This is a genomic window from Nitrospirillum amazonense (genome assembly GCF_029594735.1).
In the GTDB taxonomy this organism is placed as follows: Bacteria; Pseudomonadota; Alphaproteobacteria; order Azospirillales; family Azospirillaceae; genus Nitrospirillum; species Nitrospirillum amazonense.
Genome location: NZ_JARPAF010000002.1, coordinates 1,473,986 through 1,497,355 on the forward strand (window position 1 = coordinate 1,473,986; position 23,370 = coordinate 1,497,355).

At 64.8% G+C, this 23,370-nt stretch carries 19 protein-coding genes; 11 read left to right on the forward strand and 8 right to left on the reverse strand.

The window, feature by feature from the left end:
* Positions 1-68 precede the first annotated feature (68 nt).
* The gene (locus P5F91_RS12820) at positions 69-1,361 is read left to right on the forward strand and encodes an O-acetylhomoserine aminocarboxypropyltransferase/cysteine synthase family protein (protein ID WP_277907337.1); all 1,293 of its coding nucleotides are present in this window, start codon (positions 69-71) and stop codon (positions 1,359-1,361) included.
* 23 nt (positions 1,362-1,384) lie between these two features.
* Here P5F91_RS12820 and P5F91_RS12825 read toward each other — a convergent pair whose 3' ends face one another.
* Positions 1,385-2,254, reverse strand: coding sequence for a DUF2189 domain-containing protein (locus tag P5F91_RS12825; protein WP_145609568.1), 870 nt, complete (start codon positions 2,252-2,254; stop codon positions 1,385-1,387).
* Positions 2,255-2,670: 416 nt separating this feature from the next.
* Here P5F91_RS12825 and P5F91_RS12830 point away from each other — a divergent pair, with 416 nt between their 5' ends.
* Positions 2,671-4,764 carry an NACHT domain-containing protein gene (locus P5F91_RS12830; RefSeq protein WP_277907338.1) on the forward strand — a complete coding sequence of 698 codons (2,094 nt, stop codon included), beginning with the start codon at positions 2,671-2,673 and terminating at the stop codon, positions 4,762-4,764.
* A gap of 2 nt (positions 4,765-4,766) precedes the next feature.
* Here P5F91_RS12830 and P5F91_RS12835 read toward each other — a convergent pair whose 3' ends face one another.
* Together P5F91_RS12835 and P5F91_RS12840 are read right to left on the reverse strand one after the other, a co-directional pair.
* Entirely contained in the window at positions 4,767-4,913 is a 147-nt protein-coding gene (locus tag P5F91_RS12835; protein WP_277907339.1) for a hypothetical protein, read from the reverse strand.
* Between the two features lie 64 nt (positions 4,914-4,977).
* Positions 4,978-6,039: a serine hydrolase domain-containing protein gene (locus P5F91_RS12840; protein ID WP_277907340.1), complete on the reverse strand. Its 1,062-nt coding sequence runs from the start codon at positions 6,037-6,039 to the stop codon at positions 4,978-4,980.
* A gap of 182 nt (positions 6,040-6,221) precedes the next feature.
* Here P5F91_RS12840 and P5F91_RS12845 point away from each other — a divergent pair, with 182 nt between their 5' ends.
* Positions 6,222-7,184: a 3-keto-disaccharide hydrolase gene (locus P5F91_RS12845; RefSeq protein ID WP_277907341.1), complete on the forward strand. Its 963-nt coding sequence runs from the start codon at positions 6,222-6,224 to the stop codon at positions 7,182-7,184.
* A 12-nt stretch (positions 7,185-7,196) separates the two neighbouring features.
* Here the strand turns inward: P5F91_RS12845 and P5F91_RS12850 are convergent, their stop codons facing one another.
* On the reverse strand, positions 7,197-8,120 hold the full coding sequence (locus P5F91_RS12850) for an alpha/beta fold hydrolase (protein ID WP_277907342.1): 924 nt from the start codon (positions 8,118-8,120) through the stop codon (positions 7,197-7,199).
* A gap of 37 nt (positions 8,121-8,157) precedes the next feature.
* Positions 8,158-8,820, reverse strand: coding sequence for a DsbA family oxidoreductase (locus P5F91_RS12855; RefSeq protein WP_145609561.1), 663 nt, complete (start codon positions 8,818-8,820; stop codon positions 8,158-8,160).
* Positions 8,821-9,117: 297 nt separating this feature from the next.
* Here P5F91_RS12855 and P5F91_RS12860 point away from each other — a divergent pair, with 297 nt between their 5' ends.
* From P5F91_RS12860 to P5F91_RS12880, 5 genes are all read left to right on the forward strand, one after another.
* Entirely contained in the window at positions 9,118-9,549 is a 432-nt protein-coding gene (locus P5F91_RS12860; protein ID WP_145609560.1) for a hypothetical protein, read from the forward strand.
* Positions 9,550-9,672: 123 nt separating this feature from the next.
* The gene (gene gltX, locus P5F91_RS12865) at positions 9,673-11,019 is read left to right on the forward strand and encodes a glutamate--tRNA ligase (protein WP_145609559.1); all 1,347 of its coding nucleotides are present in this window, start codon (positions 9,673-9,675) and stop codon (positions 11,017-11,019) included.
* Positions 11,020-11,076: 57 nt separating this feature from the next.
* A complete protein-coding gene (gene cysS, locus P5F91_RS12870; protein WP_145609558.1) occupies positions 11,077-12,450 on the forward strand; it encodes a cysteine--tRNA ligase in 1,374 nt (457 codons plus the stop codon).
* A gap of 84 nt (positions 12,451-12,534) precedes the next feature.
* Positions 12,535-13,974: a tetratricopeptide repeat protein gene (locus P5F91_RS12875; protein ID WP_145609557.1), complete on the forward strand. Its 1,440-nt coding sequence runs from the start codon at positions 12,535-12,537 to the stop codon at positions 13,972-13,974.
* A gap of 521 nt (positions 13,975-14,495) precedes the next feature.
* Positions 14,496-15,344: a hypothetical protein gene (locus P5F91_RS12880; protein ID WP_145609556.1), complete on the forward strand. Its 849-nt coding sequence runs from the start codon at positions 14,496-14,498 to the stop codon at positions 15,342-15,344.
* Between the two features lie 173 nt (positions 15,345-15,517).
* On the opposite strand, the gene P5F91_RS12885 is transcribed toward P5F91_RS12880, so the two are convergent.
* The gene (locus P5F91_RS12885) at positions 15,518-16,606 is read right to left on the reverse strand and encodes a tetratricopeptide repeat protein (protein WP_277907344.1); all 1,089 of its coding nucleotides are present in this window, start codon (positions 16,604-16,606) and stop codon (positions 15,518-15,520) included.
* An 807-nt stretch (positions 16,607-17,413) separates the two neighbouring features.
* Here P5F91_RS12885 and P5F91_RS12890 point away from each other — a divergent pair.
* On the forward strand, positions 17,414-17,803 hold the full coding sequence (locus P5F91_RS12890; protein WP_186454617.1) for a VHL beta domain-containing protein: 390 nt from the start codon (positions 17,414-17,416) through the stop codon (positions 17,801-17,803).
* A gap of 64 nt (positions 17,804-17,867) precedes the next feature.
* Here the strand turns inward: P5F91_RS12890 and P5F91_RS12895 are convergent, their stop codons facing one another.
* Positions 17,868-19,574: a methyl-accepting chemotaxis protein gene (locus P5F91_RS12895; protein ID WP_145609553.1), complete on the reverse strand. Its 1,707-nt coding sequence runs from the start codon at positions 19,572-19,574 to the stop codon at positions 17,868-17,870.
* Positions 19,575-19,999: 425 nt separating this feature from the next.
* On the opposite strand from P5F91_RS12895, the gene cimA reads away from it, so the two are divergent.
* Both cimA and P5F91_RS12905 read left to right on the forward strand, forming a co-directional pair.
* Complete coding sequence (gene cimA / locus P5F91_RS12900; RefSeq protein WP_277907345.1) at positions 20,000-21,622, forward strand: citramalate synthase; 1,623 nt, start codon at positions 20,000-20,002, stop codon at positions 21,620-21,622.
* A gap of 31 nt (positions 21,623-21,653) precedes the next feature.
* Positions 21,654-22,460 (forward strand): RNA methyltransferase, encoded by an 807-nt coding sequence (locus P5F91_RS12905; protein ID WP_145609551.1) that lies wholly within the window; start codon positions 21,654-21,656, stop codon positions 22,458-22,460.
* 12 nt (positions 22,461-22,472) lie between these two features.
* On the opposite strand, the gene P5F91_RS12910 is transcribed toward P5F91_RS12905, so the two are convergent.
* Entirely contained in the window at positions 22,473-23,342 is an 870-nt protein-coding gene (locus P5F91_RS12910) for an AraC family transcriptional regulator (protein ID WP_277907346.1), read from the reverse strand.
* Positions 23,343-23,370 lie beyond the last annotated feature (28 nt).

Genomic DNA, 23,370 nt, shown 5'->3' on the forward strand with positions numbered 1-23,370 from the left:
GGATGCAATTTCCGAACGGCTGAGGCAACAATCGCCGCACCGACGAATAATGAGCGGAGGATGTCGCCATGGCCGTAGACAGCAAGCACCCTGAGACCCTGGCCCTGCATGCCGGGTATCGCGCCGATCCTGCCACGGGGGCGGTGGCCGTGCCCATCTACCAGACGACGTCCTACCAGTTCCGCGACACGGAGCACGCCGCCAACCTGTTCGCGCTTAAGGAACTGGGCAACATCTACACCCGCATCATGAACCCCACCACCGACGTGCTGGAACAGCGGCTGGCGGCGCTGGAGGGCGGGGTGGCGGCGCTGGCGGTGGCGTCGGGCCAGGCGGCCAGTACCTTCGCCATCCTGAACGTGGCCAGCGCTGGCGACAACTTCGTCACCTCCACCGATCTGTACGGCGGCACCTGGAACCTGTTCGCCAACACCTTCAAGCAGCTGGGCATCGAGGCGCGCTTCGTCGATCCCTCGGATCCGGAGAACTTCCGCCGCGCCACCGACGACCGCACCCGCGCCTATTACGCCGAGACGCTGCCCAACCCCAAGCTGCGCGTCTTCCCCATCGCCGAGGTGGCGGCCATCGGGCGGGACTTGGGCGTGCCGCTGATCATGGACAACACGGCCACCCCCATCATCGCCCGCCCGCTGGACCATGGGGCGGCCGTCGTCGTCTATTCCACCACCAAGTACATCGGCGGCCATGGCACCAGCATCGGCGGCGCCCTCATCGACGGCGGCAATTTCGACTGGGAGGCGCACGCCGATCGCTTCCCCCTGCTGAACCAGCCGGACCCCAGCTATCACGGGGCGGTGTGGACCCAGGCGGTGAAGCCGCTGGGCCCTATCGCCTACATCCTGCGCGCCCGCGTTACCCTGTTGCGCGACGTGGGCGCCCCGCTCAGCCCCTTCAACGCCTTCCAGGCCATCCAGGGGCTGGAGACCCTGCCGCTGCGCATGCGGGAGCATAACCGCAACGCCAGCGCCGTCGCCGCCTTCCTGGCGGAACATCCCAAGGTGTCGGACGTCATCCACCCCAGCCGGCAGACGGGGGAACTGCGCCGCCGGGCAGACGCCGTGCTGAAGGGCGGCCATGGCGCGCTGGTGGGCTTCGAGCTGAAGGGCGGCGCCGACGCCGGCCGCCGCTTCATCGATGCGCTGAAACTGTTCTACCACGTGGCCAACATCGGCGACGCGCGCAGCCTGGCCATCCACCCGGCCAGCACCACCCATTCCCAGCTGTCGGCCGAGGACCAGGCGGCCACCGGCGTCACCCCCGGCTATGTCCGCCTGTCCATCGGCATCGAGCACATCGACGACATCCTGGCCGACCTCACCCAGGCGCTGGCCCAGGCCTAAGAAGGCGCAGGCACCGGCGGGCGTCAGACCACCAGCCGGCGGTAGAGGTGCCAGGTGCTGTGGCCCAGCACCGGCATCACCACGATCAGGCCGACGAAGGCGGGCAGCGTGCCCGCCAGCAGGCTGCCGGCCACGATCAGGCCCCACAGCGCCATCACCCCCGGGTTGCGGGCCACCGCCCGCAGGGAGGTGCCGACGGCGGTGTGCAGCGGCACGTCGCGGTCCAGCAGTAGGGGGAAGCTGATGGCGGCGATGGCCAGCACCACGGCCGCGAAGCAGGCGCCCACGGCGCAGCCCACCGCGATCATGGTCCAGCCGGCGCGGGTGCCCGCCACGTCGGCGGCGAACTGCGCGACGGAGGCCGGCGGCTGCGGCCCCAGCGTGGCGTCATAGATGCCCTGGGCGGCATACAGCCAGGCGAAGTAGATGATGGTCAGCAGGAAGCCCAGGGCCGCGATGGCGGCGATGGCCGGCGACCGCAGGGGGCCGAACGCCTCGCGCCAGCTGGGCTGGGCGCCGCGTTCCCGCTGCCGGCTCATCTCCAGCAGGCCGATGGCCGCCACCGGACCCACCAGCACGAAGCCGGAGGCCAGCGGGAACAGCATCGGCAGCATGTTCAGGTTCACCGCCGCCCGGGCCAGCACACAGCCCAGGATGGGGTAGATGATGCACAGCGCGAAGACATCGGTGCGGAAGGCGCCGAAGTCGCGGAAGCCGGCGGCGATGGCCTCGCCCAGGTCGGCCACGCCGATGCGCCGCACCAGGGGCGCCTCCCGCGCCCGCAGGTCCTCCATATGCCCGATGGCCCGGCCGACGGAGGCGACACCCGCCGCCGCCTCGCCCAGCCGTTCCCATGTCCATTCCACGGGATTGCGGATGGTCTCTTGTGTCATGCCCTGATCCTCCTGAACGCGTTGTGGTATCAGGCAGGGGCCCAGAAGTCGCTGGGGCCCAAGGCGGTAACTATGCTCTTTGGCGCGAACGGGAGGCGGAGCCGCTAGGGCAGGGCGTTCTCCCGTAAAGGTGTGGTGTTGAGACCCGCACCTTTTCGGAGAGAGTGTACGCTGATTGGGTGCTGTCGTCTTTATGTTACTAAGTTGAAATTGTCTGTCATTGTAGGCATCCTATGCGAGCATTTCATTGCATCGATGTTTAAGCTAGTTGGAGCAGACATATGATAGCACATGCTCAATTTGAGGAGCGCGTACGTTCTACGGCAAGCATTATGTGGAATCGGCCTGCTGAGAGAGAGCGGATTGCTGGGGTGAATTTTGACTGCGTATTGAAGGTCGACGCTGGTCGATGGACCGTGGTTGAGATAACTGAGAATAGAACCCTCGATAAAATCAGAATAGATATTAATCGAGTTTCGATGGCTAGATTAAGTCTGTTCTCAAATAGTCAGATCATGGCCGACTGTTATTTGGTGGTTAATGGAACGCCGACACAAGCAATGACTGACGCTGGGAAGGAGTTGCACGTAAAGGTATACTCTTTAGATAAATTTGAGAGGTCTCTTTTTGATTATAAAAATTATGCAGATGAACGGAAAAAGTTGCAATTTGGAAGTGCGATCAATCCAATTACAGGAATTCCGGATAAATCTCAATATGTTCCGGTGGCTTATGTTCGGGATGGTGGTGGTGAGGTTGACATTAAATACATTTCAAAAAAGTTAGAAGATGGAAAGAAGATTGTTTTGGTTGGTCAGTATGGTGCCGGTAAAAGTCGTTGTATTATGGAATTATTTTCAATTTTATCGGAAAAAAGTAAAGATAGAGGAACTTATTATTTAGCAATCGATCTAAGAAAGGCTTGGGGGCTTCAGAGTGCTGCAGAAATATTGCGTCGCCATATGGAGGACATCGGGCTTTCATCGGGGGCCGACAAACTCATACGGGCATTTAATGCGGGGAAGATTTGCTTCTTGCTAGACGGGTTTGATGAGCTTGGCTCGCAAGCTTGGAGTAACAATGCCACAAAGCTGCAGAATATCAGATTCGAAACCCTCGCCGGCGTACGTGAGTTGGTTGAAAGGACTCCTGGTGGAGTATTGATTTGCGGTCGCGACCACTATTTCAACGGAAATGCGGAATTATTTAGGTCTATCGGAGTTATTGAGTCATCGTCGGAAATTATTTACTGTAAAGATGAATTTTCGGAAGATGAAATGGAGGATTTCCTGGAAAATTTGGGAATAGATGTTCCTGTTCCTGATTGGCTTCCGAAAAGGCCACTTATGTGCCAAGCAATTGCGAACCTTGATTCTAGTGAATTGCTGAGCATGTTTGGGGATGTGGACGGTGACGTGTTATTTTGGCATAACTTTATGAAAGTTGTATGTACAAGAGAAAGTAGAATCAAATCATCACTTGATCCGGAAACAATTTATTTGGTCCTTAAAGAATTGTCCCGCATGACTAGGACGAAATCTGCCGGAGTGGGGCCGTTAACCCTATCAGAAATTCAAAGGGCATTTGAAGCTATATTGGGTAGAGAGCCTGTCGAAGGTGCATCCGTTATGTTACAGCGATTGCCAGGTCTCGGTAGAACTGAAGCTGAATCGGATGATAGAAAATTTATTGATATATACATTGTTGATGGTTTAAGGGCTGTCGACGTTGCCGATTCTATAAATGAAGATAGAAAGCCAACTTTGAAGGAGCGTTGGCTTAATCCGCTCGGCGTTCTTGGGCAGAGGGTTCTTGGCGAAAGGGTCAATAGTAATTTGAGGATACAGACTTGTGTTCGTTATGCGATGAGGGCTGCATCTGAGGGGAATGCCGTATTAGCATCAGATATTGTCTCTTCATCTCTTAGGTGCGGGGTCCAAAACATAGATTTTATGAACACTGTTATTGAAGATGGGCACATTTTGCAGCTTGATTTGTCTGCATCAATTCCAGATAAATTAACAATTATTAATTCTATAATAGAGGAGATAATTTTTCCTCCTAGGCCAATAAATGGCATAACTATATCTAAGTCTTTGATGGGAAAGGCGTTCGGTGTTTCTTCTGCTGTAGGGCTTCCTTCCTGGGTTGACTCTTGTGATGTCTCGAAATTTGATTCAGTTGCTAATATAGCTGGTGTAAAGAATGTCAGACTTAGTATACCTCACAGGATATTGGTAACAATATTGAAGAAGACCTACTTTCAAAAAGGTAAAGGTAGGCAGGAAGAGGCTTTGCTTAGAGGTCTAGGTCAGATAGATCGCGGTGGATACACGATAAAGATATTGAGTCATTTGGTTGTTAACGGCGTTCTTAGCCAATCAAGAGGCGACCACGGAGTGCTATATATCCCTGTTATGAAGATGAAGCCAAGGGTCTCAAAAATTATGTCCGAGCTTAATATGTCTACAGATCCAATTTGGCAATTTACATCGGATCTGATCAGGTAATATTAATTTGATACTACAAGTGCGGTGGCGAAGACCGGCGGCATGTCGTGAAAACCGCCGAAGGCGGCGGGCAGGGCGGGCACCAGCATGCTGGCGTCCACCGTCAGGCTTTCGCTGTGGCGCAGGCCGGGCTGCAGGCAGGATTTCATTGGGGCGGCATCCTTTGTTGGGCGGCCGCTGTTCGTCAGGCCACGGGCATCAGGCCCAGGGGCGTCAGGACAGGGTCGCCAGAATACCCAGCAGAATATCCTGCGACCGGCGCTGGCCATAGCCTTTGCCGTAGGCGCTGGAGGTGATGGCCACCACCAGGTCCAGCGATGGCACCACGTAGATCTTGTTGCCGCCGTTGCCGGAGGCGAAGTGCACCGGCACGGTCCGGCCGCCACCCGCCGGCTCATCCTTGGCGTACCACATGTAGCCGTAGAAATCGGCGTAGGGGTCGCTGGCGGCGATGGGATGGATGCGGGCCAGGCTGTCGGCCAGCCAGTGTTGGCTGATGACGCGTCGGCCCTTATAGGTTCCCCCATTCAAGACCATCTGGCCGATGGTGGCGGCGTCGCGGACGGTGATCGACAGGTTGCCCTGGCCGGTGCCGTGGCCGCCGGGCAGGGTGCGCCAGTCGTGGGCGCGGATGCCCAGCGGGGCGAACAGGGCCTCTTGCGCCAGCCTGTCCAGGCTCTGGCCGGTGGCGCGCTCAACGATCAGACCGGTCAGGAAGGCGTTGAGGGAGCAGTACTGGTAGGTGCGGCCCGGTGGTTCCCGCACGGGCACGGCCAATGCTGCGGTGGCCCAGTCGCCGCTCTTTTCCCCCGCCTCGTCCAGCGTGTCCTCGTTGCCCGGGCTGGCGGGATCGGTGTCGTCCGCCGCCAGGCCGGAGCGCATGGTCAGCAGGTCGTGGATGGTGATGGCCTCCCACCCCGGTGGCAGGGGCCCCGGAAGATAGCGGGCGATGGGGGCGTCCACGCCCGCCACCCGGCCGCGATCGATGGCGATGCCCATCAGCAGGCTGGTCAGGCTTTTGGTGGCGGAGCGGATGTCGTGCAGGGTGGTGGCGTCGTCGCCGTTGTAATAGGCCTCCGCGATGCGCCGGCCATGCCGCAGCACCACCACGCCCTTGAGGTCAGGATGGGGATCGTTGCGCAAGGTTTCGAGTAGGGCGGCCAGCCTGGCTGGGGTGGCATTCTCCGCGCCGGCCATCCTGGGTGTCAGTCCCACCAACGCCGTTCCCGCCAAGCCACCCAGCACCGCCCGTCGGTTGCACCATGCCCCGTCCATGCCGCCACTCCCCTTTGGTTGTGGGCGCAGCCTTGCCGGGTCCGGTGATTGGGGCAACGGCCATCCGCGCATGGACGGGTGGAGCCACTTTGCGTCGCCGGAATGAATTCCCTGACGTCTCGCCTGCATCGCTGCTATGAAATCGATAACATCGAGACAATCACCAAGGTTTGAGGGGCGACATGGCGATGCGTGCGGCGTGGGCACTGGTTCTGGCGGTGGGGATGGGTCTGGGCGGCGCGGTCCCGGCCCAAGCGGCGGACAAGGCGCCGGCGAACCCGGCGTTGGAGGCTGTGCTGGCGGGTGATCCGCCGTTTCAGCCGCAAAACCTGCGCCTGGTGGACGTGCCGGCCCCGGCAGGGCCGGCGATCAGCCTGTTCAACGGCCGCGACCTCAACGACTGGGACGCCTGGCTGGGCTATCCCGACCCGGCCCGCACCTACCTGGCCCAGCCCGGTCAGACCCCTATCGGCGCCGACAAGGCCGCCATCGCCAAAATCTTCCACGTGGTGATGGAGGAGGGGGAGCCGGCGATCTTCATCACCGGGCAGACCTGGGGCGGCATTGTCAACGGGGGCGACCACGCCAACTATCACCTGCGCCTGGAATACAAGTGGGGCAAGACCCGCTACGCCCCGCGCCTGGACCTGCCCTGGAACAACGGCCTGCTGTATCACAGCCATGGCGCGCCCGGTGCCGTCTATGGCACCTGGATGGCGGCGGCGGAGTTCGAGATCATGCTGGGCTCCGTCGGCATGGTGGTGCCTGTCGGCCCCAACGTGACGGCGGTGACCGAGGTGGGGCGCGACCGCACGCTGATCGATCCCCAGCGCCGCTACATGATGGGCGGCCGCGCGGTCACCGTGCGGCAGCCGGCCTGGAACGTGGAGGCCGGCAGCAACGCCGAAAGGCCGGTGGGCGAATGGAACGTGCTGGACCTCTATGTCCTGGGCGACCAGGCGGTGCACGTGGTCAACGGCGTGCCGGTCATGGTGGTGCGCGACCTGCGGATGCGGGAGGGTGAGGGCTGGTCGCCCCTGACCCACGGCCGCATACAGCTGCAATCCGAAGGGGCGGAGACCTATTTCCGCCGCATCACGCTGGAGCCCATCACCAGCCTGCCCAAGGTGGTGCCGCAAGGGTGAAGGATTGATCCCTTACGGGTTCACCGTTTCCGTCCTTAAGAAGTCCAGCAGCAGGCGGCCGACCGCCTCCGGCGCTTCGCGCGTCGGGAAGTGGCCAACGTCGGGCAGTACCGACCGGCGATAGGGGCCGGTGAAATGGCCCTCGTTGACCTCCGTCGTGGCGGGCAGGGTGCAGCGGTCGTCCCCGCCTTGTATCATAAGGGTGGGGACGGCGAGGCTGCGGGCGGCGCGCTGGCGCTTTTCCATCTCGGCATAGCGCGGGTCGGGTTTCGCCTCGTCCCAGCGCACGCGGTAGGAATGCAGGGTGATGGCGGCCCAGTCTGGATTCTCGAAGGCGGCCGCCGTCCGTTCGAACGCCGCCTCCTCATACCACCCGGCGGGGCTCCAGCTGTCCCATTGATACCGGGCGAAGGCCTTGCCGTCGTGGCAGATGGTTTCCGCCCCACGCTCCGTCGTCAGGAACCATTGATACCAGTAGCGCTGGGCCTGGGGGAGGGCGGGCGTGGGCAGGCTGCCCGGCTCCCACCCCACCGACAGGGCGGCGATGCGGCAGAGGCGGTCGGGCGCCACGGCGGCCAGGAAATAGGCGATGCGGGCGCCCCAGTCGTGGCCGATGATGCTGAAGCGCTGCCAGTCCAGGGCGTTGGCGAGGTCCAGCGCGTCCTGGGCCAAGGCGGCGATCTGGCCGGAGCGGGTGGTCTGGCTGGACAGGAAGCGTGTGGGACCGAAGCCGCGCAGCCAGGGCGCCACCGTCTTGTACCCCGCTTCCCACAGGGCCGGCGCCACCCGATCCCAGGTGTGGGCGTCGTCCGGCCAGCCGTGCAGCAGCATCACCGGCGGGCCGTCGGCGGGCCCGCCGGCGATGTAGGCCACGTCCAGCAGCGGGGTGGCGATATGGGTGATCTCTGGTTCGGTGGCGTATTCGGTGGGAGGCATGCCGTTTCAACCTCGTTGAGGCGCCGACGGTTCCGGTTCAGCCGGCGGCGCTGGCCACCACGCCCTCCGCCCCCGCCAGGTCCAGCAGGGGCAGGAAGGCGCCCGGTTCCTGGGCGCCCGACAGGGAATAGAGGCGGTTGAAGATGAAGCAGGGCACCGCCTGGATGCCCAGTTGGCGCACGGTGGCCAGCGACTGGCGCAGGGCGTCGCGGTCGGCGTCGCCGTGCAGGAAGGCGGCGGCCGTGTCGGCGTCCAGCCCCACCTCCCCGGCGATCGCGGCCAGCACGGCGCGGTCGCCGATGTCGCGGCCGTCGCGGAAGAAGGCGGCCTGCAGCGCGGCGGCCAACTCCAGGGTGCGAGCGCCCCCTTGGCCATTGGCGTCGGCGTGGCGCAGCAGGCGATGGGCGTCCAGCGTGTTGGGCGTGCGGCGGATGCGGTCCAGGTTCAGGGTCAGGCCCTCCGCCGCCGCCGTCTGTTCCAGCAGGGCGTTCACCTGGCGGATGCGTTCCACGCTGCCGAACTTGGCCAGTTGGTCGATGGTACGGTCGATGCCGCTGGGCGGTGTGTCCGGGTCCAGCTGGAAGGGCAGCCAGCGCACCTCCGGCTGCTGCGTCGGGCGCTGGGCCAGCGCGCGTTCCAAGCGGCGCTTGCCGATGTAGCACCACGGACAGACGAAGTCGGCGACGATCTCGATCAGCATGGGTGTGTCGTGGTGGGGGCCAGGTCGCGAGCGTGGACGGACTATAGGGCGGCGGTGCCGGCCTGCCGAGCCTCATCCGATGGTTTATATACCAAGGATGGTTACAGGGCGGCGGCGGCCCATGGATGCGGCCGGTTTCTTTTCCATTCCGGTTCAGGGCCTCCTGCGCTAAACTTTTCTTATCTCTGCCATATATGGGTATGCCGCCGGCTTCGGTCGATGGCGCCAGGTGGCGAGTGCGCGGCGATTTAGAAAGGCTGGTCCGGCGTGGACCGCCGCCCGGTGGGGGCCCGTTCCATGAGCGAAACCTACGTCACCATGAAAATCCGCGAGGCCATGGCGCAGGCGCAGGGCAGCCGCGCCCAGGCGCAGCGCATCCTGATGGCCTGGGCGCTGGCGGATGAGCAGCTCATGCGCGGCCTGTGCAAGCCTTTCCTCAAGGGCATCACCGGCGCCGCCATCGAGCGTGCCTACCGGGGCGGCCCGGCCGTGCCCGCCATGGCGCCCGCCGCCGCCGTGCCCAGCGGGGGGACCAGCCGACGGGCGCCGGCGCCGCAGCGCCTGACCCAGGCCCAGCTGGACGCCATCGTCGCCCGCATGGGCGGCACCCGCCTGGCCAACCAGCCGCCCATCCTGAACGGCGCCCCGCCGCCCAAGAGCGAGGGCACGGTGAAGCAGGCGGCCTCCGTCAAGGCGCTGGCCGCCGCCTTCCACCGCAAGAAGTTCTGAACGGTCGCTTTGTGGCTGTAGGAACAGGCGGGGCCGGCGGCTCCGCCTTTTGCTTTTCGGCCGCTTCATGGTATCGCTGCCGCCCTTGGTTTCCTTATCGTTTCCTGAAGGTCCGCTTTTCCCATGAGCCCTGTCGCCGTCCGTTTCGCGCCCAGCCCCACCGGCCGCCTGCACATCGGCAACGCCCGCGCGGCGGTGATGAACTGGCTGTTCGCCCGCAAGCACGGCGGCAGCTTCATGCTGCGCATGGACGACACGGACCGGGAGCGGTCGACGGCGGAGTACGCCGCCGGCATCGAGGAGGATCTCCGCTGGCTGGGCCTGGAATGGGACCGTTTCGCCCGCCAGTCCGACCGGCTGGACCGCTACACCGCCGCGGCGGAGCGTCTTAAGGCCGCCGGCCGCCTCTACCCCTGCTATGAGACGCCGGATGAGCTGGGCCTGAAGCGCAAGGCCCAGTTGGCCCAGCACCGCCCGCCGCTGTACGACCGCGCCGCCCTGCGCCTGACCGACGCCGACCGCGCGCGGCTGGAGGCGGAGGGCCGCCGCCCGCATTGGCGGCTGAAGCTGGAACATAGCCCCGTCGTCTGGGACGATCTGGTGCGTGGGCCTCAGCGCTTCCAGGGCCAGGACCTCAGCGACCCGGTGCTGATCCGCGAGGATGGCCAGCCGCTGTACACCTTCGCCTCCGTCGTGGACGACATCGAGCTGGGCATCACCCATGTCATCCGGGGGGAGGACCATGTGGCCAATACCGCCGTGCAGATCCAGCTGTATGAGGCTCTCGGCGGCCCCGTGCCCGCCTTCGGCCATTTTCCCCTGATCACGGACGCCAGCGGCGCCGGCCTGTCCAAGCGCCTGGGCAGCCTGAGCCTGAAGAGCCTGCGCGAGGAATCGGGGCTGGAGCCCCTGTCCATCCTGTCGCTGCTGGCCAAGATCGGCACGTCGGACGCGGTGGAGGCCCGGGGCACGCTGGGGGAGCTGGTGGCCGATTTCGACCTGGCCAAGGTGGGCCGGGGCACGCCCAAGTTCGATGCGGAGGATCTGCACCGCCTGAACGCCCAGATCCTGCACCACATGCCCTACGCGGCGGTGGCGGGCCGCCTGCCGGCCCTGGGCATGGCGGGGGCGGATGAGGCCTTCTGGCTGGCCGTGCGCCCCAACATCACCCATGTTGCGGAGGCCAAGGGCTGGTGGGACATCACCCATGCCCCGCTGGCGCCGGTGGTGACCGATGCCGCCTTCCTGGAGGCCGCCGCCGGCCTGCTGCCCGCCGACCCCTGGGGCCCCGACACCTGGGGCCAGTGGGTGGACGCGGTGAAGGCCGCCACCGGCGCCAAGGGCAAGGCCCTGTTCATGCCCCTGCGCCTGGCGCTGACGGGCCTGGAGCATGGGCCGGAACTGAAGACGCTGCTGCCCCTCATCGGGCGGGAGCGGGCGCTGGCCCGGCTGTCCGGTCAGACCGCTTAAACTGGTTGCCTTTTCAAAGTAGTATTGTCTTTTCCTCTTATCCCGGATCAATCCGTCATGGCACTGCAGTTGTACAATACGCTCACCCGCGCGAAGGAAGTCTTCGTGCCCGTCGACGCCAGCCATGTGCGGATCTATTGCTGCGGCCCCACCGTCTACAGCTACGCCCACATCGGCAACGGCCGCACCTTCACCGCCTTCGACCTGCTGGCGCGGGTGATGAAGCACCTGTACCCGACCGTGACCTACGCCCGGAACATCACCGACGTCGATGACAAGATCATGGACCGGGCCAAGGCCCTGGGGCAGCCCATCGAAACGGTGACGGAGACGACGACGGCCCAGTTCCATGCCGACATGGACGCCCTGAACCTGCTGCGCCCGGATGTGGAGCCGCGCGCCACTGGGCACATCGACGCCATGATCGCCATGATCGAGCGGCTGATCGCCGGTGGCCACGCCTATGCGGCGGAAGGCCACGTGCTGTTCAACGTGCCGTCCATGCCCGACTACGGCCGCCTGTCCCGGCGCAGCCAGGATGAGATGATCGCCGGCGCGCGGGTGGAGGTGGCGCCCTACAAGAAAAGCCCGGCTGACTTCATCCTGTGGAAGCCGTCGGCCGAGGATCAGCCGGGCTGGGACAGCCCGTGGGGCCGGGGCCGCCCCGGCTGGCATATCGAGTGCAGTGCCATGACCGCCGCCCACCTGGGCCCGGTGTTCGACGTGCACGGGGGCGGGCTGGACCTGATCTTCCCCCACCATGAGAACGAGATCGCGCAGAGCCGCTGCGCCCACGGCACCCAGGTCATGGCCAACTACTGGGTCCATGCCGGCTTCCTGACCATGTCCGGCGACAAGATGTCGAAGTCGCTGGGCAACATCTTCACCGTGGCCGAATTGCTGGACGAGGTGCCGGGCGAGGCCTTGCGCTTGGCCCTGCTGCAGGCCCATTACCGCCAGCCGCTGGACTTCTCCAAGGAAGGCCTGCGCCAGGCCAAGGCCACGCTGGACCGCTGGTACGGCGTGCTGCGGGCCGCCGGTACTGTGCCGGCGGCCAAGGTGCCTGATGAGGTTCTGGCGGCACTGGAGGATGACCTGAACACGCCGCTGGCCTTCAGCCTGCTGCATGAGCTGGCCAACCGCTTCCACAAGGAGACGGATGAAGGCGCCCGCCAGGCTGTGGCCGCCGGCTTCAAGGCCGCCGCCAACCTGATGGGCCTGCTGATCCAGGACCCCGAGGCCTGGTTCCGCTGGACGCCCAAGGGGGCGGAAGGCCTGGACGAGGCCGCCATCCAGGCCGCCATCCAGGCGCGCAAGGATGCCCGCGCCGCCAAGAACTTCGCCGAGGCCGACCGCATCCGGAAGGCGCTGCTGGACCAGGGCGTGGTGCTGGAGGACGGACCCCAGGGCACGACCTGGAAGCGGGCGTAGCCGCGACACGATTGCCCCGACGCGCTCAGCGGGTAATACTGCCAGCAAAATCCCCTCGTCGGGGGTGGCGATCCGGGGGAAGGCATGATCAGGGTCACGGCGGCGTTCGGTCTGGGGCTGCTGGCGGCGGCGGCCCTGGGGGGCCCGGCGGGCGCGCAAACGGCGGCGTTGGCCGCGCGGATGAATTTCGACCGGCGGCACTGCGCGGAAGCCCCGGCGGAGGAAGCCATCCCCGCCTGCACCCGCATCATCGAGGCGAAGGGGGAAACGGCCCAGGTCCGGGCCGGCGCTTTGCGCAACCGCGCCTTCCACTTCCATCAGGCGGGTGACCTGGACCGCGCCATCGCCGATTATGGCGCCGCCATCGATTTGCATCTGCGGGCGGGCGAGACGGACGCCAGGCTTTATGTCGACCGTGGCCTGGCCTATGCCGAGCGGGGCGACGATGGTCGGGCGCTGGCGGATTACGGCAGCGCCGTGACGGCGGATCCCAAACTGCTGGCTGGCTACGTCAACCGTGCCGCCCTATTCCTGAAGCGGGGTGACCGTGACGCCGCGTTGGCGGATTTCAGCAGCGCCATCGCGCTGAAGGCGGATGACCCCACGCTCTATGTCAGCCGTGGCGCGCTCTACATCCAGCGCCATGAGGTCGATCGGGCCATCGCGGATGAAAGTGAGGCTATCCGTCTGGACCCGACCGCCGCTGCTGCATGGCGCTTCCGCGCCGTGGCCTATCGCGCCAAGGGCGACGATGCCCAGGCCCAGTCCGACGCGGCGGAGGCGGTACGGCGGGACCCCCGCATGGCCGAGGCCTACAGCGACATCGGTTTCAGCCTGCAGGCGGCGGGGGAGGCCGCGGGCGCCATTGCCGAATTCACCAAAGCCATTACCCTAAACCCCCAGGATGCCCGCGCCCTGAAGGCGCGCGGGGACAGCTATCTGGCGGTCGGCGCGCCGGACGCGGCCATTGCGGACTATGGCCAGGCGCTGGCGATCGACCCCGGCTTTACCGACGCGCACAACAACCGGGGGGTGGCCTATATCGGCAAGGCAGCCTGGGATCAGGCCATCGCCGATTTCACCGCCGTCCTGGCCCAGGATCCCATGAACGCGGGTGCGCACCTGAACCGCAGCCTGGCCTTGCAGTCCAAAGGACAGGACGCGGCCGCCCTTGCCGACCTGGATGAGGCCCTGCGTCTGAAGCCCGGCACACCGCAAGCCCTGCTGCGGCGGGCCGCGATCTACCGCGCCCAGGGTCGGATGGCCGACGCCCTGGCCGACCTGAACGCTGCCGTCGCGCTGTCGCCGACCTACGCCGACGCGCTCCGGGCCCGAGGCGCCATTGCGCTGGACCAGGACCGTTTTGAGGCCGCCATCGCCGACATGACCCAGGTTATCGCCCTGCAACCCCGGGACGCGGCAGCGTACCGCTACCGCGCCATCGCCTACGCCGCCCTGCATGACGACGCCCGCGCCACCCGTGATGACGCGGCGGCGCAAGGGCTGGCGCCGGAACAGAAATAAGGCTCACCCCACCGGCGTCCTGGCCCTCGATTTCCGGGCGGCGCTAGAGGTTGGCTCTCAGCCCGCCGCCAACTTCAAGGCCGCCGCCAACCGAATAAGCCCCACCCAACCAGCAACCGGGGTCTGGTTCCGCTGGTTGCCCAAAGGCCCGGGGGGACGGGAGAGGGCTGGACGAGGCCACCCTTCATACGCGCAAGCACGCCTGCGCCGCCAGGAACTTCACCGAGGCTAACCGTATCCGGGACGCGCTACTGGACCATGGCGTGGCGCTGGGGGCAGGGCACGACCTGGGAGCGGGCATAGTTCATGGTTATATCCTTATGGTTAGAGTCCGGGGTTTTGTGCTTGCCGAAGATGATATGTCCTTGCGGCATTCACCCGCTATGGTAGTGTCACGCAACCGTTAGGTTGGTGCATTTGCCTAAAATTCGTGACGAATTTCCGGTGCCGGTCCAGTAACCGGCGCCGCTGAGGCCTTTCTGCTGTCACTTTACACAGCTCTGACCTGCCAGGAGGAAACCATGAATAAAATGGGTTCTGTCACGATGCTGCTTGCCTGCACGATGATGTCTGGGTGCGCAGCTTATGGTGCGGCGAAGAATTATAGCAATTTTAATAAATTAGATGGCGGATATGACGTTAGAGAAGGACCATCTAGAATTATAGAGAATAAGGACTTTCCAGTTAGGCTTGGCAATCAAGGAGAATCATACGACTCTATTAGAAAACAATTAAAATTATCTGGTGACGATAAAAAAGACATGAAGGATATATTTTATGCTGCTGCATCAATAATAGATACTGACTGTCATAATTATTTCTCGGCGTTGGATAGACTTTCTCAAGATAAGGCTACTGGTGTTTCTGAAACAAGTCTAATTGGATCAACCACAACTAGTCTCATGGGGGCTTTTAATGCTAGTCATGTGGCGATCGCCACAGTTGCCGCATTATTTGGATTGACTACTCAGACAATTGAGAATGCAGCAAATAATGTTCTATATGATTTGCCTCCTTATGCCACGTATGCTCTTGTAATCAAAGCAAAGCAGACATTTATAACTTACTTACCAATTGAGAAAATAAGTGGTGGCCCACAATTAATAACAGCTCTCAATAGTTACTACGAGCTTTGCACACCAGTTAAAATACGAGGCTTCGTCACAGAAGCTGTTAGAAGTAAAAGCGCAAGTGTAGATAAAATAGATGGCCAAGGTCTTGGATTCTACATACCGATTGTAAATTTTGGCGGTGGGGCAGATTCCTTTGTTAAAGAACAACCGGTCGATGGGGGGGCAAAGCCAGCGCCGGACGCTAAGCCAACGGCTCAGCAACAACAGCAAATTCAGGCTGAGCCTCAAGCTCACTGAAAATTGGAAAGAAGTCTAGGCGCTTAGAGCGGATCGCGGAAAAGCGGAATCGCTTTGCAGCGTGAATCCGCTCGTTGAACAAGCACTTAGAGCCGAGTGCGTTTCTGATTAAACGCACTCGGCTCTAGACTTTAAAATTTCTGAGCTGGTGGCTATTTGAAATAAGTGTCAGTTCACCCCACCGGCGTCCTGGCCCTCAGTTCCCAGGCGCTGGCTTCCTCCGTCCGGCCCAGCTTGCGCAGGCAGGCGGCGCCGGCGGTGAGAGTGGCGGCCAGGCCGGCGGGGTCGCCGTGTTCGGCGGTCTCGGCGGCGTGGCGGTACCAGTCCATGGCCTCGTCGAAGCGGCCCATGCTGGCCAGGGTGTCCCCCACCGCCTGCAGGGCGTGGCACAGGCCCTCCAGGTTCACGCGCCCGGCGGCGTCGCCGTCCTCCACCGCCGTGACGGCAGCCAAGGCCCAGGGCAGGGCGTCGGCCGGGCGCTTCAGGTCCATCAGGCAGTGGCTGACGCGCAGGCGGGCGCGGCCGACGTCGTCGTGGTTGACGGGGGTATCGGGGGCGCCACGCTCCAGCGCCTGGACGCTGCGCTGGAACCAGACGAGCGCGTCCTCGACCAAGCCCAGGGCGTAGAGACAGTCCGCCATCAGGTGAAGGCTGGCGCCCAGGCTGGCGTGGTCCACGCGCGCGGTGCCGTCGCCTTGCTCCTTGGCTGCCACGGCCTGCTGCAGGCAGGGCAGGGCCTGGTCGGGCTGGCCCTGGCGCGCCAGGCAGGCGGCGGCCTGGTGCAGGCTGTGGCCCACAGCCTCGCGGTCCACCCGGCCCTGGGCATCGCCCCGGCTGGCGGCCTCCGCCGCTTGCTGGAACCAGGCCAGCGCCTCCGTATCCCGGCCCAGGCGGGCCAGGCAGGTCCCCACCAAATGCAGGCAGGCGGCCAGGTTGTCGCCGTGCACCAGCCCGTGGGCGTCGCCCTGTTCCGCCGCCGCCACGGCGTCCTGGAACTCCGCCAGCGCCTCGTCGATGCGGCCCAGGTCGTATAGGCAATAACCCACGTCATAGAGGATGCGGCCCAGGCGGTCCGCGTCCACGACCCCTTGGCCGTCGCCTTGCCGGGCCAGCAGGGCCGCGTGCTGGAAGACGGGCAGCGCGTCCTCGGGACGGCCCTGGTCGATCAGGCCGCGCCCCTGCCGATGGAACCCGCGGGAGTCCGGAAAGGCGGGATTCATGAAGGCGGGATCGGCGAAGGGAATTGCGGTGTGCGCCGGCATGCGAGGGGGGGCTTCCTGCGAAGGGGGCCGGTCAAAGGTGGGGACTGCCTCCAGGGCTGTCAACGCGCGGCCGGGGCGGGGGGCCTTCTGGGCAGGGGCGCCGGATCAAGGCTATGGAGGAAGGGATACGGCGCGCGCCATACGCCACCCCACGAAAGACCAAGGGGCCGCTGCAGCCCCCGCCGCGGTCCTTTCCCTTTCGATCAGGCTGGGGCGCAACCCGTGCCTCGTCCCTTCTTCCCGTTGACGTCAGGGGGCGCTGTCGCTCCCTCCCGTTACGGCAAGAAGCCATCCAGCATAGGGCATGGGCCAGCGTCATCCACCGCCAGTCATGCCAACGTTCGGCCAGGAGAAGGGGGCAGGAAAAAATCGATGCGCCGATTCAGTGGAGCCGTTAGCGCACGGTTTATTTTGACAGGAAGGATTCATCAACCGAAATGACGGATTCGGCGTCGCTATTCCCTGTGCAACGAAGGAACGTTAGACGGAAATTAGAATTATAAAGAACCTATACGGATAGAAAATTTCCGATAGCTCGGGTGGCGTGGCTGAATCCTGCCAGCCATCTGGTCTTCTGGGAGCTTCTGGCGTGCTGCTTTTGCGTAGTTGACCGAACTGATGTACAAATCAGTGGAATATGAGTAACTCCCCTATTGTGAGTGCCGTATGGCGGTTCGCTCGACTTGTCGGCATGCTCAATGCTTCAAGCGGATCCAGTAATTAAAAAAATTAGAAATTGGCAGAAGAGTTTCTGTGATCGCTATTTGCTTACGCGTAATGAAAATATCAGTATTGAGGAGATCGATCATGCGTAAATTCGCTTTCTTCTGCGCCCTCGCTTTCCCCCTGCTGTTCGCCTCGTATGCCAGTGCGCAGCAATGTGATAATCAGCAGGAGCCGTCGCCTCAGACGCGCGTGAAGTCCGGCCTGAGCCTGCAGAACACCACCAACAGCCAGATCAACGTGCTGTGGGCGGGATTTGACGGCGTCCTGACGCACTACACGACGCTGCAGCCCAAGCAGACGGCAGACTTCGTCACCTATGTCGGCCACATCTGGTATCTGGAGGCGTTCACGCCCAGTGGCGCCGTTTGCCTGGGCCCCATCCGCCCGGTGCAGGCCTCGGCCTGCAAAATGAAGATCTCCCTGCAGAGCGGCGATTTCGCTTACGAGCAGCAGGGCTGTCAGGTCGAATAAGCAAGCGCCGGCGGGCGGCGTCAGGCCCACAGGTCCATGCCGCCCTCCCATCTTCCCGGCCCCCTCACGCCGCCCGCACCGTCCCCAGAAACCGTTCCACCGCGCCGGTCAGCACGTCGGCGTGTTCCGCCAGCTTGCCGGACGTTCCCTTGATCTGGGTGGCGGCGCTGCCGGTGGTGGTGGCGGCGGCGCTGACCTGGGTGATGTCGCGCGACATGTCCTCGGTGCCGGTGGCGGCTTCGTTGATGCCGCGGGCGACCTCCCGCGTCGCGGCGGTCTGTTCCTCGACGGCCGACGCGATGGCCATGGCGATGTCGGCCATGCCGGTGATGGCGCTCTGCATGCCGGCGATGGCGGCGGCCGTGCGCTCGCTCAAGCCCTGGATGCGCTGGACCTGGGCGGTCACGTCCTCGGTCGCCTTGGCGGTCTGCGTCGCCAGCGCCTTGACCTCGCCGGCCACGACGGCGAAGCCCTTGCCGGCCTCCCCGGCGCGCGCCGCCTCGATGGTCGCGTTCAGGGCCAGCAGGTTGGTCTGCGCGGCGATGCCGGCGATGATTTCAACCACCTCGGTGACGCGGTTGGTGCTGTCCCGCAGCTGGCCCACCACCTCGGTGGAGGCGGCACAGTCGGCGATGGCGTCCTGGGCCTGCAGGCGGGAGCGTTCGACTTGGCGCGCGATCTCCTGCACCGTGGCGGCCAGTTCCTCCGACGCGGTGGCGACCATCTGCACGTTGGCCGAGGTTTGCAGGGCGGTGCCGGCGACGGCGCTGGAGCGGTCGCGGGTGACGCCCGCCGCCTCCGCCATGGACTCCGCCGTGTCCTTCATCTCGCGGGCGGCGGCGGCCAGGGCATCGATCAGGCTGGCCACCTGGGCCTCGAAAGCGTCCGCCACCGCGGCCTGGGCCGCCTTGCGCTCCCGCTCCGCCTGGGTGCGCAGGGCCGTCTGTTCCTGTTCCAGCCGCCGCACGGCCAGGGCGTTGTCGCGGAAGACGGACAGCGCCCGGCCCAATAGGCCGACCTCGTCCCGCCGCTCCTGCCGGGCCAGCACGGCCCCCTCCAGGTCACCGCGCGCCAAGCGGCCCAGCGCGTCCGCCATCGCGGTCAGGGGGCGGGCCACAGTGCGCGACATGGCCAGGATAACCACCAGCCCCAAGGCCAGGCTGGCGGCCAGCGCCCCCAGCACGGCGGTGCGTGCGGCCTCGCGGGTGGCGTTCGCCGTCCGCGCCAGGTCCTGCCCATGGCGGGCGTTCCATTCCAGCGTGTCCGTCAGGGGGCTGATCACGGCGCGGAAAGCGTCCTTCAGCGGGCCGGAGGCGAAGCTCTGCATGCCGGCATCGTCATGCGCGTCGATCAGGCCCACCAGCTTGGCGGTGGCGGCGGTGTAGCGCTGCCAAGCCTCGGTGAAGGTGCGCAGGGCGTGTCCGTCTGGGCTGTCGGCGTTGATGTTGGCGGCGTAATCGCGAATAGCCGTTTCCACCGCCGCCCGGGTCTTGGGGAAATCATCCTCCGCCCCTTTGACATCGCCGGCATCGTGCACGGCGGCGGCCAGTGCCAGACGCAGTTCCAGGCGGCGATAGCGGTTCAGGCTTTCCATCAGTTCCCCCAGCCGCACGGCGTTGGGCAGTGCCTGGCCGGCCAGGGCGTCCGTCGTCCGCCCCAGGCTGGCCTGGGTCCACAAGGAGGTGCCGCCCAGGGCCGCCATGAGGATCAGGACGGCCAGGAAGGAGAGGAGGACCTTGGCGCGCAGCGACAGGTTCAGCCAAAGCGTCATGGGCGGTTTCCTTGGAAAAGGGGACGGATGCCGGAACGGAGCAAATAAACAGCAAGGCGGTGGAGGCGCGGCCGCTCGAGCGAGTAAATTCGATAAAATTTTCGATATTAACTAGGATGGTCTTAGAAATTCCCTATGCAAAAAGTATAGGTGTTGAACAAAAGAACGCAAGAACCCTGTGTAAGGTTTCACCGATTTGATTGGTTAATTCTATTCGGCAGGTGTCGCCGGGTGTCACAGCCAATCACATCCGGAGGCGTCTGGCGGTTTTTACCAATGTCCCTGCGATCCATCTCCCGGTGTCGCCGGATAAAGGCGCACCGCGTCCGACAAGGCCGCCATGTCCGTCCTTGAGGGCTTCCAAGGTTGCTTCGTTGCGTGCGATGGGCCATTGTCGCAACTCCATTACGTTATCTGGCCTGGTTATGACCGATCGCCCCCGCATCTACCTATACGACACCACGCTGCGCGACGGCGCGCAGACCCAGGGCGTGGACTTCACCGCGGCCGACAAGGCGGCCATCGCGCGGGAACTGGATGCGTTGGGCATCGACTATATCGAGGGCGGCTGGCCGGGGGCCAACCCCACGGACGACGCCTTCTTCGCTGATCCGCCCCGCTTCAAGCGGGCGCGGCTGACAGCCTTCGGCATGACCCGCCGCCCGGGGCGCAGCGCCGGCAACGATCCGGGGCTGAACGCGCTGTTCAACGCCACGGACGGGGTGCCGGGCGCCGGTGTCTGCCTGGTGGGCAAGACCTGGGATTTCCATGTCGACGTGGCCCTGAACATCCCGCGCGGGGAAAACCTGGACCTGATCCGCGACAGCGTGGCGGAAACGTCCGCCCGGGGGCGCGAGCCGCTGTTCGATGCGGAGCATTTCTTCGACGGCTACAAGGCCAACCCGGACTACGCCCTGGCCTGCGTGCGCGCGGCATATGAGGGCGGGGCGCGCTGGGTGGTGCTGTGTGACACCAACGGCGGCAGCCTGCCGCACGAGGTGGAGGCCATCGTGGCGGCCGTGGCCCGGATCATCCCGGGCGACCGGCTGGGCATCCATTGCCACAACGACACCGAGAACGCCGTGGCCAACAGTCTGGCGGCGGTGCGCGCCGGTGCCCGCATGATCCAGGGCACCCTGAACGGCCTGGGCGAGCGCTGCGGCAACGCCAACCTCATCTCCCTCATTCCCACGCTGTCCCTGAAGATGGGGTATGAGACCGGCGTGGACGAGGAGGGGATGCGCCGCCTGGTCCATGTCAGCCGCCTGCTGGACGACCGGCTGAACCGCGCCCCCAACCGCCATGCCGCCTATGTCGGCGAAAGCGCCTTCGCCCACAAGGGCGGCCTGCACGTCTCGGCGGTGGAGAAGGACCCCACCAGCTATGAGCATGTGCCGCCGGAGGCGGTGGGCAACCGGCGCCACGTCGTGGTGTCGGACCAGGCCGGCCGCTCCAACGTCCTGGCCCGCCTGCGCGAGGTCGGCATCAGCATCGAGCCTGGCGACCCGCGCGTGGGTGCCTTGGTAGAGGCGGTGAAGCGGCGGGAGTTCGAGGGCTACGCCTATGACGGCGCCGAGGCCAGTTTCGAACTGCTGGCGCGGCGCACGCTGGGCACCCTGCCGGACTATTTCCGCCTGATCTCCTTCCGCGTGCTGGATGAGCGGCGCTGGAACGCCCAGGGGCAGCTGGTGACCCTGTCGGAGGCGACCGCCAAGCTGGAGGTGCCGGGTGTGGCCGACGCCCTGATGACGGTGGCGGAGGGCAACGGCCCGGTGAACGCCCTGGACACCGCGCTGCGCAAGGCCCTGATCCCCGCCTACCCGCATCTGGACGGGATGCGGCTGGTCGACTACAAGGTCCGCATCCTGACCCCCCAGGACGGCACCAAGGCGGTGACCCGCGTCATGATCGAAACGCGGATGCCGGACGGCGCCCCCTGGGTTACCGTCGGGGTATCGGCCAACGTCATCGACGCGTCGTTCAACGCGCTGTTCGACAGCATCACCTATTGTCTCTACCGCGCGGGGGCCACCGTCCCCACCGCCTGAGGGACGCCAGCAGTTTCAGGACCCAAGTGCCATGAGTGGAACCGACCGCCGTATGCTCGCCAAATCCCAGGCTGAAGGGACGGAGGAGGGCGCAGGCCCGGCCGTCATCCTGGTGGAGCCCCAGTTGGGGGAGAACATCGGCACCGTGGCGCGGGCCATGCTGAACCATGGCCTGACCGACCTGCGCCTGGTGAACCCGCGCGACGGCTGGCCCAACGAGAAGGCGGTGTCGGCATCGGCCGGCGCCACCCTGGTGCTGGACCAGGCCCGCGTGTACGAGAGCACCAAGGACGCTATCGCCGACCTGCAGAAGGTCTACGCCACCACCGCGCGCCCCCGCTACATGGTCAAGACCGTGCTGACGGCGCGCGAGGCGGCGACGGAGATGCGGGCGCATGCCCAGGTGGGCCGCGGCGTCGGCATCCTGTTCGGGCCGGAGCGCACCGGCCTGGTCAATGACGACATCGCGCTGGCCGACACCATCATCACCATCCCGCTGAACCCGGGCTTTTCCTCCCTGAACCTGGCGCAGTGCGTGCTGCTGGTGGCGCACGAATGGTTCCAGGCGGGCTATGAAGGGCCGGAGCGGCAGCTCTACACCGGCAACTCCCGCCCCGCGACCAAGGAAGAACTGGTCAACCTGTTCGAGCACCTGGAGCTGGAGCTGGACGCCACCGGCTTCTACACCAGCGAGGAAAAGCGCCCCAGCATGGTGCGCAACATCCGCAACATGCTGCAGCGGGCGCACATGACGGAGCAGGAGGTGCGGACGATGCACGGGGTGATCGCCGCCCTCACCGGCCGGCGCAAGGACGGCGGGCCGGTGAAGGGGCACTGATCCCCACGCCCGTCACATGACCACGGGCACGTGGAAATCGATGAAGGCGCCGGGGCGGGTGGGCGCGAATTCGCTGTCGTAAAGCTCGAAGTCCGGGCTGTCCGCCGCCCTCAGGCCCGATGCCGGGATCAACTCGCCCCAGATGCGGGCCATGGCCGCCTTGACCTGGGGGTGCAGGGGGCCGCCGTTCAACGTGATGCGGAACACGGCGTAGGTGGCGGCGGGGATGCGCAGGGTGGTGAACCCCGCCGGCGGCGTGGCGTCCGGGGCGACGCGCACGCCGGCCATGTAATCGAAGCTGCCTTCCGAGCGGTCCGCTGCCCACACCACGCCATAGGTGGCCCAACTGGGTTCCTGTCCCGCGAAGGGCAGGGCGCCGATCAGCGCCGGCCAGAGCTGGGGGATGGTGGCCTTGGTGGCGCCGTCGAAGCGCCGCGACGGGCCGGCGACGGTGAAGGCGTCCAGGGAAACCAGGTCGGGCAGTCGGATGACATCGACATCGGTGCTGTCGGGCAGGCTCATGGGATATTGTCCTTCAAAGGGGATGGCGGAGTAGCCTTGCCGGAACCGGCCGGGCGAGACACCGAACAGGCGCCCGAAGGCGCGGGTGAACGCTTCCTGGGAGTCGAAGCCGCAATCGAACGCCAGGTCGATCAGGCGCACCTCCGGCTCGCGGGTCAGGCGCCGCGCCGCCTTGACCAGCCGCCGTCCACGAACGTAGGCCATGACGCTGCGCCCCATGCGGGCCGTGAACAGGCGGGAGAAATGGTAGGGCGACAGCGCCATGCGCGCGGCGATGCCGTCCAGCGTCAGCGGCTGGTCCAAATTGTCCTCGATCCAGGACAAGAGGTCGGCGAGGCGGTCGGGGGTGTGCTGGCTCATGCCGGCACTATGACCAATGCCGACATCC